This window comes from Flavobacterium cyanobacteriorum, assembly GCF_002251835.1.
In the GTDB taxonomy this organism is placed as follows: Bacteria; Bacteroidota; Bacteroidia; order Flavobacteriales; family Flavobacteriaceae; genus Flavobacterium; species Flavobacterium cyanobacteriorum.
In genome coordinates this window covers 12,961-30,623 of the sequence record NZ_NOXV01000294.1, presented here as the reverse complement: position 1 = coordinate 30,623, position 17,663 = coordinate 12,961, and the positions used below count along the sequence as shown (strand labels likewise).

Sequence of the window (17,663 nt, the reverse complement as noted above, 5' to 3'; positions counted from 1 at the left end):
TTATTGATTTTTAATCAATTATGTTTTTTGTCGTGTACTAAAAAAAAAATCATTAAAAAAAGCTGAAAATTTAAAAAAACAAATAGATAGCTTGAGATAAATCTACACTAGCAACAAAATAGATTCTTTAAATTTTTTATTTTACAATGTGCAATTTAAGGCCTGCTTTACGAATAACAAATTGGAGCAGAAATGTTTTGACAGTTTATCGGTAAATATCACTAAAAATTACAGAATAAAAAGCTAAAGTAACCAGCGCAACCACTTTCCAACTTGAGGCTTGATCCTTCTATTTAAATTATTTCCGCTTTCTACAGCTCCAGCTCCGCTAACGTTTGTGATAATGATGACGTTGGCAAATTACACGCCCTGTTCCTGCAAACGTAATATAACAGCTCATTTTCGGCAAAACGGCCTTTAAGGAAAGGCACTGCCGAGAGCGCGCTGCACCCGGCAATAAGCACATGGGGCAGGTACCTGCTGTTCAGTTGTTTCAGGCTTTCGGTTGCGCCGGGCCCGCACACGGCAAGCTCAAGGCCCGGGCCTGAGTGGGTAAGCCACAGGTTAAGCCAGTTAGAAAATGCCGAAGGATAATCCATAGTAGGTATTATATGGCGCAGCATATGGAGTGAGCGCTTTTCATAATGCTGATTTTCAAATAACAGCCCCAACTTATAAAGCACGTTGGCCAGTATGGAATTAGAGGCAGGTATTACATTATCTTCTGTTTCGTAATGCGGCGTAATAAGCTGTTCGCCCGACACGGGGCTGTACCGGAAAAAAGGATGGCCTTCTTCATAAAAGTGCTCCAGGCAATAGTCGGTAAGCTGCCTGGCATAGTGCAGCCATTTTTCTTCCGCCGAAGCCTCAAAAAGCGCGATGAAAGCATCGGCAGTGGTGGCATAATCCTCCAGGAAACCCTCAATCTTGGCTGTGCCGTTCTTGTAGGTACGCCAAAGCTTTCCGCTGCTGTCCCAAAGCCGGCCTGCAATAAATGTGGCATTTTTTTGTGCCGCCTGCAGGTAAGCTTCATCGCCGGTGGCCTTATAGCAGTCGGCATACCCTTTAAGCATCAGGGCATTCCATGAGGTAAGCACTTTATCATCAAGCCTTGGTTTCGGCCGCTTCTCACGTTCACTGAAAAGCATTTCTTCCCATGCTTTCTTTTTGCTCTTAAGCTCCCCGGCTTCCATCCCGGTTATTTCAGCAAGGTCTTCTATAGCCTCCCGCTGTATCAGTACAAATTTCCCGTTTTCCCAAAAACCGAAGTCATTAATGCTGAAAACCCTGGCAAAGGCATCAAAATCATTACCCAGCAGGTCCATAAGCTGTTGTTTCTCCCAAACATAAAAAGCCCCTTCTTCAAGGTGTCCTGCCCCGTCAGGGCTGTCAGCATCCAGCGCGCTGTAAAAGCCGCCTTCAGGCAGGGCCAGCTCCCTTTCAATAAAGGCGTGGGTTTTTTTAATAACCTCAAGATACAATGTATTGCCGGTGCGCTTATAGGCTTCGGCATACAGGCTCATCAGCTGGCCGTTGTCATAAAGCATCTTTTCAAAATGCGGCACATGCCACTTCATATCTACCGAGTAGCGGGAAAACCCTCCGCCCACAACATCAAAAATACCGCCATAGGCCATACGGGTTAGGGTAAGGTCTACAAAATCAAGTATGTTTTGCAATTTATGTTGGTACGCATAGCGCTGTAGAAACATATAGTCGCCCGGCATCATGAATTTAGGTGCCCGGGCATAGCCGCCAAATTCCCAGTCAAAGCTTTTTATCCATTTTTTTATCAGGGGTTCCATATCCTCAGGCGGCGGCACCGTATAATTATCAGGCGAATCAACCAGGCTGAGCGATGCTATCCCTTCCGTAAGCTTCTCGGCATAATCTTCCATCTTCTGCGGGTCGGTAACAAAAAGCTCATGCAACTGCTCCAGTGCGTTTATCCAGTCGTTCTTCCTGAAGTAGGTGCCACCCCAAACCGGCCTTGCATCAGGCAGCAGCACTACGTTCATGGGCCATCCGCCATGCCCTGTCATCAGCTGTACGGCTTTCATATAAGTAGCGTCAACATCAGGGCGTTCCTCCCGGTCAACCTTTATGGAAACGTAGTACCTGTTCATCACAGCCGCCACATCATGATCTTCAAAACTTTCATGCTCCATCACATGGCACCAGTGGCACGCCGAATAGCCCACGCTAAGCACCATAAGCTTTTGCTGTCCCCGGGCTTCGGCCAGGGTTTTGTCGTTCCATGCTTTCCAGTGTATGGGGTTGCCTGCATGCTGTAGCAGGTAGGGGCTGGTTTCAAGGTGCAGTTCGTTCATAAAGGGTTGTTTCAGGAGTGCAAAATTAAGTAAATAGCCATACTTGCCCATGCTAATTATGAAAATAACAACATCACGGCGGTACAGAAAATTAACAAAGGCAGGTAGAATTGTAAAGAATGTATTTTTTAAATTTGAGCTACTTTATAGCAACACTTTATTTTATGGAAAAATTAAAAAGGCCTGTATTTGAAAAACCGGGCAAAGATGATTTTTTTATAAAGCTGCACAGGGAAGTGGAAGAGAAGGTGCTGAAAGACGAAAGCCTGCGTACTAAAAACATCATTAAATCAATAAGCCTTTTATTAATCTATGTAATATTTTACAGTTGTATATTGCTGTTTGGCAACAACACATGGCTGCTGTTCCTTTTTTATATGCTGGGCGGGTTTACCATGATAGTACTGTTTATAAATGCTTTTCACGATGCAGTACATGGCGCGGTATTCAGGAAACCAAAATATAATGAATGGTTTACCTATACCCTGGAACTTTTCGGGAGCAACCGCTGGCTGTGGACACGCAGGCACATCAGCCTGCACCATGCCTACCCTAATGTGCAGGACTGGGACAGTGATATAAAACAAAGTGACCTCGTGAGGATATTTCCTGCAAGCCCGCTGCTCAGTTTCCATAAATACCAGCATTATTACATGTGGCTTGTTTACCCTTTCTATACCCTCAACTGGTTATACATAAGGGATTTTAAGGATTTTTTCGGGCAAAAAGACAACTATGTGAAGCGTATTGCCACTATCCCGCAAAAAGAAATATACAGGTTGTTTGCCGCTAAATTGTTTAACCTGTTCTATATGTTGGCAGTACCTATGCTGGTGCTGTCCCAGCCGTGGCAAACAGTGCTTTATGCCTGGCTTTTTATGCATGTAACAGCCAGTATGCTCGGGGTTATTGCGTTGGTATCAACACATGTTGATGAAGATGCTGTTTTCCCGATGACTGATGATCAAGGGAGGCTGGGTACCACTTGGGCAGAGCACCAGATGATAGTTACCAAGGATTTCAGTACGGGGAGCCCGCTGGCTAATTTTCTTTTCGGCGGGTTTACCCACCATGTGGCGCACCATCTTTTTCCGGGCGTTGGGCACACGTATTACCCTTACATAACACCGATTATAAAAAAATATGCCGAAGAATATAACCTGCCGTACACAAATTACCCGTTTTATGTAGCCATACGCTCCCACTTCAGGATGCTCAAAAACAGGGGTAATGTGGGAAATATAATGTCAGCAGGGGAAATATAAAAAGTAAAAAACCCGCTTGGATAAGCGGGCTTGTGGTACCTCCAGGAATCGAACCAGGGACACATGGATTTTCAGTCCATTGCTCTACCAACTGAGCTAAGGTACCGTTGTTATTGCGGGTGCAAATATAGAACCATTTTTATATTATCCAAAACAAAACATTAAAAAAAATCAATTTGTATCTTTGCCCTTCTAATGCGGTAAAAATGCTTTTAGCTGTAGATGTTGGCAATACAAAAATCAAATCGGCTGTCTTTAAGGACACTGCCCTTTTAGGAAAATACATCTTCAGTAAAAATGATGCCCCGGCGAGCCTTGAAAATATTTTTGACAACTACACCGGGATTGCTGTTTCCATACTTTCAGTAGTAGGGGCTACTGATGCATCCCTGTTACAGGTACTGGAGCGTTTTACCCACGTGATACAGGTAACGCAGGATTCGGCTTTCCCGTTTACTAACCGGTATGCTACACCGCAAACCCTGGGTGTTGACAGGATGGTGCTGGCTGCCGGAGCCACACTCTGCTATCCGGGGCGCCACAGGCTTGTTATTGACGCCGGTACCTGTATTACCTATGATTTTATTGATGCGGATGATAACTACTTGGGTGGCGCTATTTCGCCGGGTATCCGCCTGCGCTATGAAGCGCTGCATAATTTTACGGCAAAACTTCCGTTGTTATCAGCGGAAGTGCCACAGGGCTTTACAGGAAATTCCACAGGTTCCTCCATACATTCGGGTGTCATCAATGGCTTGTTGTATGAAATGCAGGGATTTATACGGGATTATGAGGAGAAATACGGCGATTTAACAATAATATTGACGGGTGGCGATGCCGATTTTTTGGCTAAACAATTTAAAAGCACCATATTTGCCAATTCAAATTTTTTATTGGAAAGCCTCAACTATTTATATTTATATCAATCAAGAAATGATTAAAAAAATTATTGCAGTTTTTGCGCTTGTAGTTTCAACAGTTGCTTTTTCGCAGGAAAATAACGCATCTCCATATTCATTCTATGGTGTAGGGGACCTTAAGTTCAGGGGTACCGTAGATACGCGCTCTATGGGAGGCATAGGCATTTTGCCCGACAGTATCCACCTTAACCTCCAAAATCCCGCGACGTATGGCCACCTGAAACTGACAACCTTTACTGTTGCGGCCAGCATGTCCAATACGGACTTTAAAACAGCCTCACAGACAGATAATGCCAGCCGTACCACGCTTGATTATATTGCTGTAGGCCTCCCGTTCAGAAAAATAGGGTTTTCGTTCGGGCTCATGCCTTATACTTCGGTTGGCTACAAAATCAGGAGTACCGATACAGAAGGTGGATTTACAAGGGAGCGGCAATTCAAGGGGAGTGGAGGCCTTAACCGTGCGTTTGCCGGTGTTGCATACCGTATCACCCCGTCCTTTAGCCTGGGCGCCGACATGCAGTATAATTTTGGTAATATTGAAACGCGAAGCATCACCGATATTACATCGGTAGGGATACAATACCCTACAAGGGAAATCAACCGTTCTGATTATGGAGGGTTTTCATTTAATATTGGGGCAGTATACCAGAAAAAAATCACTACCCTACTTAACATGTACGCCAGCGCTACTTACACACCCAGAGGTTCGCTTAACAGTACCACAAACCGCGAAATAGCTTCTATTACCCTAAATACTTCAGGTAATGAGGCGGTGGTTAATACTCCTATAACGGCTAAATTTTCAGACAATAATGTGAGGCTCCCGTCTAAATTTTCCGTTGGCACGGGTATAGGCCAGGAGAGAAAATGGTTTGCCGGCGCCGAATACATGTTCCAGGAAAGTAATGAGTTAGGTAACCGTTTTGATAATATAACTGTTGCCGGTTTTGAAACGGCTCACCGTATATCTCTGGGCGGATTTTTTATACCCAATTACATGTCTTTTAATAGGTACTTAAGCAGGGTTACCTACAGGGCAGGTTTAAAATATGAGAAAACGGGCCTTATTATTAATAACCAGGCTATTGACGATTATGGATTTACGCTCGGCCTTGGGCTTCCGCTTAGCGGCACTATTGGGGGCTCTAACCTTAACATTGGATTTGAAATGGGCCGCAGGGGTACCACCAGCGCAGGCCTGATACAGGAAAATTATATGAACTTTTTTGTAAGCCTGTCGTTAAATGACAGGTGGTTTATAAAGAGGAAATACGAATAAACAAAATAGTGATTATGAAGCTGAAACAGGTAATTGCGGCACTGATGCTGGTAATAGCGGCACAACATGCTTTTGCTCAGGATGATAAAACTTGTGGTGAAAAGCTGAAATCGCTTGAAGAACAGTGGGTGCAGCGCCTGCACGCGGAAGCCGCTTTAACGCTTCAGGGCCTGGCAGAGTCCTGCCCCAAGTATAGCGAAAGGATTTATATAAAAGGTGCAGAAGTGCTTAATTTTGCCGTAGAATCAGCATTAAACCCGGAAGAAAGGCAAAAAGCAATAGATAAGCTGTTTACACTTTATGCCCAATACGATAAAAATTTTCCAAATAACCAAAATGCATCCGATATAAAAAAAGCAATGCTTCTAAGCCAGTATAAGCTGGTTAATGATGATGAACTTTATGCAATGCTCAATGCCTCCTTCGCAAAAAACAGCACGGCTTTTACAGATTATAATGCCTTAGAAACCTATTTTATGCTTTACCTGAAACGTTATGAAGCAGGCGATAAAGGCATTACCAACGACCAGTTTATTGAAAAATACGGCGCCATATCAGGTCAGGCTGCTTTGGCCCAATACAATTTTATGCTGGAAAAAGACGCGCTCGTGGCAAAGCAGGAAAACCTTATGCTTACAGATGATGAAAAAGCACGGCTGGCTTTTAGCAGTACTTCTGCCGAAAGCCTTGATGCCGTTATTGATAATATCAATATACTTGCTTCAAAGCACCTTACCTGCCAGAAGCTTGAGGAATATTTTGAAAAAAGTTTTGAAAAAGGAAAGGCTGAGGTACTATGGCTGCGGTCAGTAGTTGAGGTGATGTTCCGTAACCGCTGCAATGCCTCACAGTTACTGGCTAAAGCGCTTACGGCACTGCACGGGCTGAAGCCTACAGCACAGACAGCGTATTACATGGGCACACTTTCGCAGCGAAAAGATAAGCGTGCGGAAGCCGCGGAATTTTTTAATCTGTCGGCAAAACTGGAAACATCAGTGGAGAAAAAAGCCGAGCGGTATTTTGCCATTGCAGGCCTTATGCGCCCGACAGACAAAAAACAGGCCAGGGAATATGCGCTAAAAGCAGCACAGCTAAACCCAAAGTTTGGCAGGCCTTACCTTTTCCTTGCAGAGATGTATGCTGCCGGCTCTCCTGAATGCAATTTAACTGATTTTGAAGCCAAAGCCCTTAACTGGCTTGCGATTGAAACGCTTAAAAAAGCCGAAACCGCCGAACCAAAATATAAGGCTACTGTAGCAGCAATGGCACAACGCTATGCAAAAAATGCCCCGACTAAAGAGGACATGAAAGCCGCAAAAGTAAAAAAAGGAAATAAAATTAATTATGGCTGCTGGATCAATGAAACAATTATTGCGCCTAATCTGTAACGCGGCCCGCGGCATTGCCGGTTTTGTCTTATTGCTGTTTGCCGTGTCCTGCGACCGTAGTTTTAAAGATGTCCAGCGCATCAACAGCGTTGCCTTCAGCCCTGCTGCACAGGCTGAGGATATCAACCTTAAATATACCGATTCAGGCAAAGTAAAGGCCACGCTGCTGAGCCCGTTGATGCTTGATTTTTCCAATCTTGAGTATGGTTTCAATGAGTTTCCTAAAGGTGTAAACGTAACATTGTACGGGGAAAACAACCAGCAGACCAACGTAGTGGCTGATTATGCTATCACGTATGCCAATACGGATATCATCGACCTGCAGGGTAATGTAAAGATTACTACGGGCGACGGAAAAGTGCTGACAACCGAACAATTGTACTACGACCAGAAAAATGAATGGTTTTATACTGAAAAAAGGTTTAAATTTACATCAGAGGACGGAAGCACTTTTGAAGGCCCGGGGCTCGACTTCAGCAAGGACTTCCGGATAATGAACACACAGCGGAACACCGGCGAAATTAATAAAATTGAATAATATGCTATATTTCAAATATGTACCCTACCTGTACCTTGTGGCTGGCGCCTTTTTTTTATATGACGCCTTAGTGCGCCTGCATGAGGGACAGCCTGCCTATATTAGCCTGGGATTTGTTGGCCTGGCAATATTCATGTTCTTCTTCAGGAAGAAATATGCCGGCAGGTTCAACAATAACCACCGGCAGGACAAATAAACATGGAAACGGCAATAATTATAGTTTGCCTCCTTCTTTCTGCTTTTTTTTCGGGCATGGAGATAGCCTATGTATCTTCAAACAAAGTATACCTTGGGGTCGAAAAAAAACAATCCGCCTTCCTGTCGCGTGTGCTAAGCCGCCTTACCGCTGACCCCACACGCTTTATCGCCGCCATGCTGGTGTGCAACAGTATAGTACTGGTAATTTACAGCTACTATATGGGCAACGCCATTATGTATCAGCTTACGCAGGCCGGTCTTGTATTGCTTCCTTTTTATACAGAGATAGTACAGGTATTTATAGCCACCTTTGTGCTGCTGCTTACAGCAGAGTTCCTGCCCAAAGTGTTTTTCCAGGTATATGCCAACAGGCTTCTGAAAGTACTCGCTGTCCCGGCTTACTTCTTTTGCTGGCTTTTTAGCCTGCCGGCAAAAGCAATGCTTTCCATTACCGACTTTATACTTATAAAAATATTCCGTACCCGGGGTGACAGGCCGCATGCCTATTTCAGTATGAATGAACTTGGCAATTATATTTCAGAACAGATGAGTGGCGTATCGCCACGCGAGGAAGTTGATTCTGAAATACAGATATTCCGTAATGCACTTGAGTTTTCTGATATGAAAGCCCGCAACATCATGACGCCGCGAACTGAAATTGCCGCTGTAGAAATCAATGACAGCGTGGCAGGACTCAAACAGCTTTTCATTACAACCGGGTATTCAAAAATCATAGTGTACAAAGATACCCTGGACAATGTTGTAGGCTATATACACTCCTTTGACCTTTTCAAGAAGCCCGGTACTATTGGCTCGGTAATGATACCTATAGAATACGCCCCCGAAACCATCCTGATTAAAGAACTACTTAATATACTTACCCGCAAGCGCAAAAGTATGGCGGTGATACTTGATGAATACGGAGGCACATCGGGTATAGTAACCGTAGAGGATATTATTGAAGAGCTCTTTGGTGAAATCGAGGACGAGCATGATGAAGATGAGGTATTCATGGCGCAGGACCTGGGTAATGGCGCTTACCTCTTTTCAGCCCGGCTTGATGTAGAATATATCAACAAAATGTACGGCCTCTCTATACCCGGACATGATGCATATTCTACACTTGGGGGGTTTATAGTATATTACAATGGTGATATACCCAATACAGGCGAAAAAATAATATGTAACGGGTTTGATATAATTATAGAGCAGGCGACAAACAAAAGAATAGAGCGCGTCAGGATTGCCCCTGCGGCACAAAAATAATTTTTCACTTTGCGTTAAGAAAATGTACCCACAGCTTTTATTATTAAATAGATAATTGTATTTTCGCCCACTGAAATAAATTTAACAAAAATACAAATGGCGGTTTTACAGAAAATCAGGCAGCGTTCGCTGCTTTTAATCCTTATCATAGGCTTGTCATTACTCGCTTTTATCATAGGCGACATCATTAACAGCGGCGGTTTTGGAAGCGTATCCAGGAATGTGGGAAGTGTTAACGGGGAAAATATCCCGGTGCAGGACTTCCTTCAGAAAGTTAATGACCTTTCAAAGCAGCAGCAGGGCATAAGCCCTACACAGGCAGCCAATGCTATATGGAACCAGGAAGTAGAAAATATTTTATTTGGAGAAAGGTTCGAAAAAGCAGGCATCAGGGTAAGCAATGACCATGTGCTCAACATGTATGCCCAAAACCCTCAGATAGCCCAAAACCCCCAGTTCCAGAATGCATTGGGTAAATTTGATAAGGCTAAATTCAAAGAATTCCTTGCCAATATGAAAACCACAAACCCGGCACAGTGGGAAATGGTAGAAAGAAGTACGCCTATGGTGGAAAACGCGGCTAAAAAGCAGCTATATATCGCCATGCTTAAAGCAGGTTTTGTAGCTACTGATACTGAAGCAAAAGCCAAATACAGTGAAGAAAACGACAAGGTTAGTTTTGATTATGTATACCTTCCTTATACGGTTGTAAATGATAATGAGGCAAAAGTATCTGACGATGAGATCATTGCCTACATGAAGAAGAACGAGAAGAAATACAAGTCTGAGCCTTCAAGGGATATTGAGTATGTACTTATTGAGAATAAACCATCAAAAGAAGATGAGGCTGAAATGAAAAGCAGGATTGATGCGCTGCTGGCGCCGAGGATTGTTTATAACAGCGAAACTAAAAAGAATGATACGCTGCCCGGCTTCAGGGAAGTAACTAACGTTGAAGAATTTGTAAATAATAACTCTGACATTAAGTTTGACACTACATATGTGGCCAAAAAAGACCTGCCGGTTGAGCACGCTGAGCAGATTTATAACCTTGTACCCGGACAGGTATATGGGTCCTATGTAGATAACGGCTACTACAAGCTGACACGTATGATGAAGCGTAAAGCCAATGCTACCGCAAAAGCAAGCCATATCCTGATTGCTTATGCAGGAGGCGCTGCGCCAAATCCAAACATCAAAAGGACTAAAGAAGAGGCAAAAGCCAAAGCCGAAGACCTCTTAAAGCAGGTTCAGGCCAACCCTGAAAAATTTGCTGAACTGGCAAGGACAAATACAGATGACCCCGGTTCAGCCCAAACCGGCGGTGAGTATGACAATATTACCCCGGGGCAGATGGTAAAACCATTCAATGATTTTGTGTTCAATAATCCCATTGGCAAAATTGGTGTTGTTGAAACTGATTTCGGTTTTCACGTAATTAAAGTAACCGGAAAAAATGAAGCTGTTCAGTTGGCCACTATTGCACAAAAAATCCAGCCATCAGATTCTACAAGCGACAATATTTTTACGCAGGCAACAAAAATGGAAATGGATGCTCAGGAAAAGCCATTTGCTGATGTAGCCAAGTCGCTCAAAATGAACATTGTACCGGTAAACAAGCTTATGTATAATGATGAGAACGTGCAGGGCCTTGGCAGCCAGAGGGGTATTGTAGTTTGGGCATTCAATGAAGACACCAAGAAAGGTGATGTTAAGAAATTTGATGTGCCACAGGGCCACGTTATAGCTACAGTTAAGAATATCAATGATAATGGGCTCATTTCCCTTGAAGAAGCCAAGACTACAGTATTGCCGATACTCCGTAACCAAAAGAAGGCTGAAATACTGAAGAAGAAAATGACCGGTGGCAGTCTTGAGGCTGTCGCGCAGAAAAACGGCTCTAGCGTACTTAGCGCTACAGATGTAACTTTTGCAGCCCCTAATATTCCAAATGTAGGGCCGGAGGCTAAAGTAATTGGTAAAGCTTTTGGCCTTGCGGCAGGCAAAACATCAGCGCCAATAGAAGGCCAGAGTGGGGTATTTTTGATAAGGGCTAAAAATATTACCAAAGCACCTGAACTTCCTAATTATGCCACTTATACAGCAAGGCTTAAGCAGGAAGGAAGGGGAAGTGTACCTTCAAGGATATCAACAGCTTTAAGGAACAGGGCTGAGATTGAAGATAACAGGGCAGAACTTAACCAGTAAGTAAAGCCTCTCAGTATACTAAACAGGCCCGGCATCTGCCGGGCCTATTTATTTAATATCATTTTGTGGTACGGGATGATTATTGGATAGCCTTTTGATCTAAAATATGCGGTAGGGTCAGTGTCAGTAAGTGCCATCACAAAATCGCCACCCCATGCTCCCAGGCTTTTAACAGCGCCATTAAAATCAGGAAACCACTGTTCCTTTACAGGAGTAAGCCCCAACAGCGTGGCCATAATGGCTTCATGTTGTTCTATGGCAATGCAAAAATGCCTGAAGTCTTTTGTTTCTGCAACTTTTTGCGTGAGTTCATTTATTTGCTCCTCAATTGATTTTATGTTGCCCTGCCTGTTGCGGTAAGCAGCTATAGCATTGCGGCTGTCCTGTTTTTTATTAAGGTATACAAAGTAAATATTTTCAGCAAAAGGCGGATTAAAGGGTGCTTCCTTAACCAAAGGCTTTTTATTGTGCAGCGAGTAATAAATGGGATGGTTATGCTGCGCGCAGGCTATATCATACCCGCTGCCCCCAAAGCTCCTGTTGAGCAGTTCAAAAGCATCAATGCCAAACCATTGGGCTATATTATTTACAAGGGTAGAAGATGTGCCCAGGCCCCAGCGGCGCGGAAAGGTTAAACGTGTTGTAACCTTATACCCCGCTGCATCATTTAAAACTTCCGGGTTGGCTAACATGGCCTCATGCAGTATAGTTACCAGTGTGTTCCTTTCCGGTTTTCCTTCTCTATGTTCGTTTGCTTCTACAGTCGAAAAGGGAATAACATCTTCATACCAGATGCTGCCGTCACTGTCAATGCTTTTCCAGTATATAGTTTTTCCTGTAATAAGTTCCGTTTCAAGGTACTGTCCGAAAACAGTGGGCACTGCCAGCGCCGTAACACCGTCTAGCACTACATATTCGCCTGTTAAAAGCAGCTTGCCGTTACTGTAGAAGGTTTGTTTCACACCTTAATCTTTCGGAGTTCTTCTATAAATTCGTGTACAGCGGCGTGCGATACCGTATGTTGTTCAAAATGCTTTATGGCCTTATTTTTTTCACTGTCACTGGCGCCAAGCTGGTTCAGTATATTCATCAGGTGCATTTTCATGTGGCCTTGCTGTATGCCTGTTGTGGTTAAAGAACGAAGTGCTGCAAAGTTTTGCGCAAGGCCTGCCACGGCTACTATCTGCATCAGTTCCCTGGCTGACGGGTTGCCCAGCATTTCCAGTGATAGTTTTACCAGTGGATGAAGGCTGGTAAGCCCGCCTACTGTGCCCAGTGCCAGCGGCACTTCTATCCAGAAAGTAAAGATGCCGTTATCTATTGAGGCATGCGAAAGGCTGCTGTACTTGCCGTTTTTAGAAGCATAAGCGTGTACTCCTGCTTCTACAGCCCTGAAATCATTACCTGTTGCCACCACAACCGCATCAATGCCGTTCATTATCCCTTTGTTGTGCGTTACTGCCCTGTAGGGCTCTGTTTCGGCAATACGTACGGCCATCAGGAATTTTTCAGCAAACTCCTTAGGGTTTATACCGGCATCATCACAAAGCTCATCCACGGGGCAGGACACTTCAGCACGTACAAGGCAGTTGGGGACATAGTTAGACAATATGCTCATTATGACCTGCAACTGTTTTTCCTGTTCATTAAAGCTGCTGTAAATCAGGGCTTCCTCTTTTAATATCTTTGAAAACTGCTCAAGGCATGAGTTTATAAAATTGGCCCCCATGCTGTCAACTGTTTCAAAGGTAGTGTGTAGCTGGTAATAGCCCGGTATTTCGCTGCTTTTATCGCGCAGTTCTATACCAAGTATGCCGCCGCCCCGCTTTTTCATGTTCTTTGTTATAGCCTCGGTGCCTGAAAAGAACCTGTGCTTTATTTCGCCGAAAAATTGGTTGAGTTTATTTGTATCGCCATTAAATAGAAAATGTACCTGGCCAATTTTTTCAGTATTTATTACTGTTGCCTTAAATCCCCCCCGCGCTGACCAGAACTTGGCCGCTTTTGCCGCAGCTGCCACTACAGAGCTTTCCTCAATAGCCATTGGCAGGGTGTACTCCCTTCCGTTAATGATAAAATTAGGCGCTACACCCAGGGGTAAATAAAAATTTGTGATAGTATTCTCTATAAATTCGTCATGCAGTTGCTGCAGTGCGGCATCATCATTCCAGTATTTTCTTAATAAAGTTTGTGCTTCATCCGGATTTGAAAAATACTCCTGCGAAAGCCATTCAATTTTTTGCTCTTTAGTCAGTTTGGAAAAACCTGCTATTGCTTTGCTCATTTTCAGTAGCTTAAAATAAATAGGTTTGGCAAAGATACGCTTTACCCCGGGCTTTTACCAAAAATAATACTATTGCTTTTTGCACTACTTTCCCTGTAAAAATCCATTTAACAGAAAAAAAGCGTTATATTTCATAAATTTTTACTAAAATTGGGAGTTTTTTACCATCTGCAAAATGAAATACCTTAAACATTCTTTTTTTCTGTTTTTGCTGGCAGTACTACCGGCAACAGCCCAACAAAATTTAACATTGCAGGAGATATGGGGAGGCGCTTTCAGGCCCCAGGGCATGGATGACCTGCAGGCCATGAAAAATACCAATCAGTATACCGTACTCAATTATGACCGCAAAACAGGGGGCGCAACAATTGACCTTTATGATTTTGCCACATTAAATAAAGTAAGTACAATCATTAGTTCAGGCGATTTTAAAGAACTGGGAGAGGGGATTGACAGTTATACCTTTAGCCCTGATGAAAAAAAATTACTTATAGCTACAGGTTCTGAACAAATTTACAGGCATTCATTTGTTGCAGATTTTTATGTTTATGACATTGCCACAAAAAAACTTGGAAAGCTTTCAGCCGGCAAGGTGCAGGAACCGGTGTTTTCTGCTGATGGCTCAAAAGTGGCCTATGTTTTTGATAATAATATATATGTTTTTGATGTTGCCGCCAATAAAGCAACACAGGTAACAACAGACGGTAAAAAGAACGCCATAATAAATGGTGTTACCGACTGGGTTTATGAGGAGGAATTTTCATTTGTACGGGCCTTTGACTGGAATGCAGCGGGAGATAAAATAGCCTTTATCAGGTTTGATGAAAGCCAGGTGCCCGAATTTTCGATGGATGTATATGGTAAGGCATTATACCCGGTGCAGCAGGTTTTTAAATACCCTAAAGCCGGTGAGAAAAACGCTGACGTATCATTACATATATATGATGTAAAGGCGGGAACTCTTAAAGAAGTAAAACTGGGCAATTACAGTGACTTTTACATACCGCGCCTCAAATGGACTAATAACGCGCAGACGCTGAGCGTACAGGTGCTTAACAGGCACCAGAACAACCTGGACCTGATATTTGTTGATGCCGTTACCGGCGCTGCAAAGGTAGTGCTTAATGAAAAAGATAAAGCTTATATTGATGTAACCGATAACCTGACTTTTTTAAATGACAACAGCTTCATCTGGACAAGTGAAAAAGACGGCTACAACCACATTTACCACTACAATAGCAGCGGGAAGCTGATTAACCAGGTAACCAATGGCAACTGGGAAGTAACCGCGTACTATGGATTTGACAAAAAGACAGGTAATATTTTTTACCAGTCGGTTGAAAACGGTTCTATAAACCGGGATGTTTACAGGATTGGCCTTAACGGGAAGAATAAAGTAAGGCTTACGCCTGAAAATGGCACCAATGACGGTAAATTCAGCCCTGATTATACCTCGTTCATCAACCATCGTTCAAGCGCTTCAGAGCCGCCTTCCTTTGCCCTGCATTCAGCAAAAGACGGTAAGCTGATTAAAGCTATACTTAATAATGATGCGCTGAAGGCAAAGCTTGAAAAATACAGGCTCCCGAAAAAGGAGTTTATGGTAATCACTACTGAAAAGGGGCACCAGCTGAACGCCTGGATGATTAAACCTGTAGATTTTGACCCTAACAAAAAATATCCGCTATTTATGTACCAGTACAGCGGGCCCGGGTCGCAGCAGGTAAATAATGACTGGAACGGGTATGACGATTACTGGTTTATGATGCTGGCCCAGCAAGGCTATATTGTAGCCTGTGTTGACGGCAGGGGTACCGGCTATAAAGGCGCTGCCTTTAAAAAAGTTACCTATAAAGAGCTTGGAAAATATGAAGTGGAAGACCAGATTGACGCAGCAAAGCTGTTTGGTAAATACAACTACATTGATCCTGCCAGGATAGGTATATTCGGGTGGAGTTATGGAGGGTTCATGTCATCAAACTGTATATTAAAAGGCAATGATGTATTTAAAATGGCTATTGCTGTTGCCCCGGTAACCAACTGGCGTTTTTATGATACAGTATATACGGAGCGTTTCATGCAGTTACCCCAGGAAAATGCTTCAGGCTATGATGACAACTCGCCTATAAATCATGTTAGCAGGCTCAAGGGTTCCTATTTACTGATACATGGCACGGCAGATGACAATGTGCATGTACAAAATACCATGAGGATGATAGAGGCGCTGGTGCAGGCCAATAAACAATTTGACTGGGCTATATATCCTGACAGGAACCACGGCATTTATGGCGGCGCAACAAGGCTACAGCTTTATACCAAAATGACTAACTTTATTAAAGAGAAACTATAATGAAAAACACTACCAACATTACCCTTGAACAAATCCAGGATTTTAAAGGTAAATACCCAAAGCAGCTTTGGTATCTTTTCTTTTCCGAAATGTGGGAGCGCTTTTGTTTCTATGGAATGAGAGGAGTGCTTACTTACTTCATGATAACACACCTTATACTGGAGAATGGCGGGCATATGGCTGAAGGGCAGGCAAACCTGCAATATGGGGCTACGCAGGCATTTGTGTATGCGTTTACATTTATAGGAGGATTGTTTGCTGATAAAATTCTTGGTTTCAGGAAATCTTTGTTTTGGGGTGGTATCCTTATGATTGTAGGTAGTGCTATTCTTGCATATGATCCTTTTCCTGAAAATAATTTCTTCCTTGGGATTAGCTTTACTGTAATAGGAACCGGTTTCTTTAAGCCAAATATTTCTACTATGGTAGGGTCGCTTTACAAAAAAGATGATCCAAGGCGTGATGCCGGCTTCTCTTTATTTTATTCGGGTATCAATATAGGTGCGCTATTAGGCGGTTATGCATGTATTTCTATCGGAAAAGGAGAACTTTTCAGCAGTTTTATACCGGCAGAATATACCTGGAATGTAGCATTTGGGCTTGCAGGCATCGTTATGGCAATAAGCCTAATAACCTTTGTTTTTACACAAAAGACACTTGGGCCAATTGGCCTTCCGCCGTTTAAAAGTATGGACGGGCAGCTGCGTAATGTTAAACATGTTGAAGGTATAGAAACTGTTAAACCTGAAGATACTGCTAATGTTGCAGTTGAAGTAAAATCCGGTAAGGCCTGGTACGAGTATGCGGTGTATGCACTTACACTTGCGTTAATACCTGTTATTATGACCATGGTAGCCAAAACAGAATATACGGATTATTTCATGTACGTTATAGGGCCGGCTACGCTGGTGTACCTGGCTTATGAAATGACCAAGCACACATGGGCTGAAAGTAAAAAGCTTATTGCTGCGCTGGTATTTATAGTATTTTCTATAATCTTCTGGGCCTTTTTTGAACAAAGCGGAGGCTCATTAAGCATATTCGCTGCTAAAAACCTTAATAATGAAGTGCTGGGTTTTTGGAAGCTTGACCCTAATGGGGTTAACAATGCGGCAAACTCTGTATTTGTAATAATTTTTGCCCCAATCGTAGGGCTCGTTTGGGTAGCAATGGCTAAAAAGAAGATTGAGCCTAACACTGTAGTTAAATTCGGGCTTGGTTTCTTATTTCTGGCCGGAGGTTTCTATACATTTTATACAACAAGGTTTTTTGAAGTAATAGCGGGGTCAGGTATAGCAAGCCTTGATGTATTTGTACTGGCCTATTTTGTTATAACATTTGGTGAACTTTGCCTCTCGCCAATCGGCCTCTCGATTATGACTAAACTTTCGCCGCAAAGGCTGCAGGGCGTTATGATGGGTATGTGGTTCCTGGCTAGTGCATACGGGCAGTATGTAGCAGGTATATTAGGGGCAGGCCTTTCAGAAGGCGGTGAGAATGACAGCCTGCCACAAAAACTCGCAACATATACTGATGGGTATTATCAGTTAGCTATTTACGCTTTAATAGCAGGTGTTGTACTTTTAGTAATTTCTCCTCTTGTAAGGAAGCTGATGCAGGAAGTAAAATAATCA

13 protein-coding genes and 1 tRNA gene are annotated in these 17,663 nt (G+C 43.2%); 10 read left to right on the top strand and 4 right to left on the bottom strand.

Annotation, left to right across the window (positions count from 1 at the left end):
• Nucleotides 1-311 precede the first annotated feature (311 nt).
• Nucleotides 312-2,330 carry a thioredoxin domain-containing protein gene (locus CHU92_RS12035; protein ID WP_094415910.1) on the bottom strand — a complete coding sequence of 673 codons (2,019 nt, stop codon included), beginning with the start codon at nt 2,328-2,330 and terminating at the stop codon, nt 312-314.
• Nucleotides 2,331-2,494: 164 nt separating this feature from the next.
• On the opposite strand from CHU92_RS12035, the gene CHU92_RS12030 reads away from it, so the two are divergent.
• Nucleotides 2,495-3,595, top strand: a complete 1,101-nt coding sequence (locus CHU92_RS12030) for a fatty acid desaturase family protein (RefSeq protein WP_094415908.1) — start codon at nt 2,495-2,497, stop codon at nt 3,593-3,595.
• 33 nt (nt 3,596-3,628) lie between these two features.
• Here the strand turns inward: CHU92_RS12030 and CHU92_RS12025 are convergent.
• A tRNA-Phe gene (locus tag CHU92_RS12025) sits at nt 3,629-3,701 on the bottom strand.
• Nucleotides 3,702-3,801: 100 nt separating this feature from the next.
• On the opposite strand from CHU92_RS12025, the gene CHU92_RS12020 reads away from it, so the two are divergent.
• From CHU92_RS12020 to CHU92_RS11990, 7 genes are all read left to right on the top strand, one after another.
• Complete coding sequence (locus CHU92_RS12020; protein WP_094415906.1) at nt 3,802-4,536, top strand: type III pantothenate kinase; 735 nt, start codon at nt 3,802-3,804, stop codon at nt 4,534-4,536.
• The gene (locus CHU92_RS12015; protein ID WP_094415904.1) at nt 4,529-5,797 is read left to right on the top strand and encodes a hypothetical protein; all 1,269 of its coding nucleotides are present in this window, start codon (nt 4,529-4,531) and stop codon (nt 5,795-5,797) included. Before CHU92_RS12020 ends, CHU92_RS12015 begins: the two co-directional genes overlap by 8 nt.
• A gap of 14 nt (nt 5,798-5,811) precedes the next feature.
• Nucleotides 5,812-7,185 carry a tetratricopeptide repeat protein gene (locus CHU92_RS12010; RefSeq protein WP_129583081.1) on the top strand — a complete coding sequence of 458 codons (1,374 nt, stop codon included), beginning with the start codon at nt 5,812-5,814 and terminating at the stop codon, nt 7,183-7,185.
• A complete protein-coding gene (lptC, locus tag CHU92_RS12005; RefSeq protein ID WP_094415900.1) occupies nt 7,157-7,723 on the top strand; it encodes an LPS export ABC transporter periplasmic protein LptC in 567 nt (188 codons plus the stop codon). Before CHU92_RS12010 ends, lptC begins: the two co-directional genes overlap by 29 nt.
• A 1-nt stretch (nt 7,724) precedes the next feature.
• Nucleotides 7,725-7,919 carry a hypothetical protein gene (locus tag CHU92_RS12000; protein ID WP_094415898.1) on the top strand — a complete coding sequence of 65 codons (195 nt, stop codon included), beginning with the start codon at nt 7,725-7,727 and terminating at the stop codon, nt 7,917-7,919.
• Nucleotides 7,920-7,921: 2 nt separating this feature from the next.
• A complete protein-coding gene (locus CHU92_RS11995) occupies nt 7,922-9,187 on the top strand; it encodes a hemolysin family protein (protein ID WP_094415896.1) in 1,266 nt (421 codons plus the stop codon).
• Nucleotides 9,188-9,283: 96 nt separating this feature from the next.
• The gene (locus tag CHU92_RS11990) at nt 9,284-11,395 is read left to right on the top strand and encodes a peptidylprolyl isomerase (RefSeq protein ID WP_094415894.1); all 2,112 of its coding nucleotides are present in this window, start codon (nt 9,284-9,286) and stop codon (nt 11,393-11,395) included.
• A 44-nt stretch (nt 11,396-11,439) separates the two neighbouring features.
• Here the strand turns inward: CHU92_RS11990 and CHU92_RS11985 are convergent, their stop codons facing one another.
• Nucleotides 11,440-12,357, bottom strand: a complete 918-nt coding sequence (locus tag CHU92_RS11985) for a GYDIA family GHMP kinase (protein WP_094415892.1) — start codon at nt 12,355-12,357, stop codon at nt 11,440-11,442.
• Complete coding sequence (locus tag CHU92_RS11980; RefSeq protein ID WP_094415890.1) at nt 12,354-13,679, bottom strand: hydroxymethylglutaryl-CoA reductase, degradative; 1,326 nt, start codon at nt 13,677-13,679, stop codon at nt 12,354-12,356. The genes CHU92_RS11985 and CHU92_RS11980 overlap by 4 nt, the downstream gene beginning before the upstream one ends.
• Before the next feature lie 175 nt (nt 13,680-13,854).
• Between CHU92_RS11980 and CHU92_RS11975 the strand changes: the two genes are divergently transcribed.
• Nucleotides 13,855-16,029 (top strand): S9 family peptidase, encoded by a 2,175-nt coding sequence (locus CHU92_RS11975; RefSeq protein ID WP_094415888.1) that lies wholly within the window; start codon nt 13,855-13,857, stop codon nt 16,027-16,029.
• A complete protein-coding gene (locus CHU92_RS11970; RefSeq protein ID WP_094415886.1) occupies nt 16,029-17,660 on the top strand; it encodes a peptide MFS transporter in 1,632 nt (543 codons plus the stop codon). The genes CHU92_RS11975 and CHU92_RS11970 overlap by 1 nt, the downstream gene beginning before the upstream one ends.
• Nucleotides 17,661-17,663: the final 3 nt, after the last annotated feature.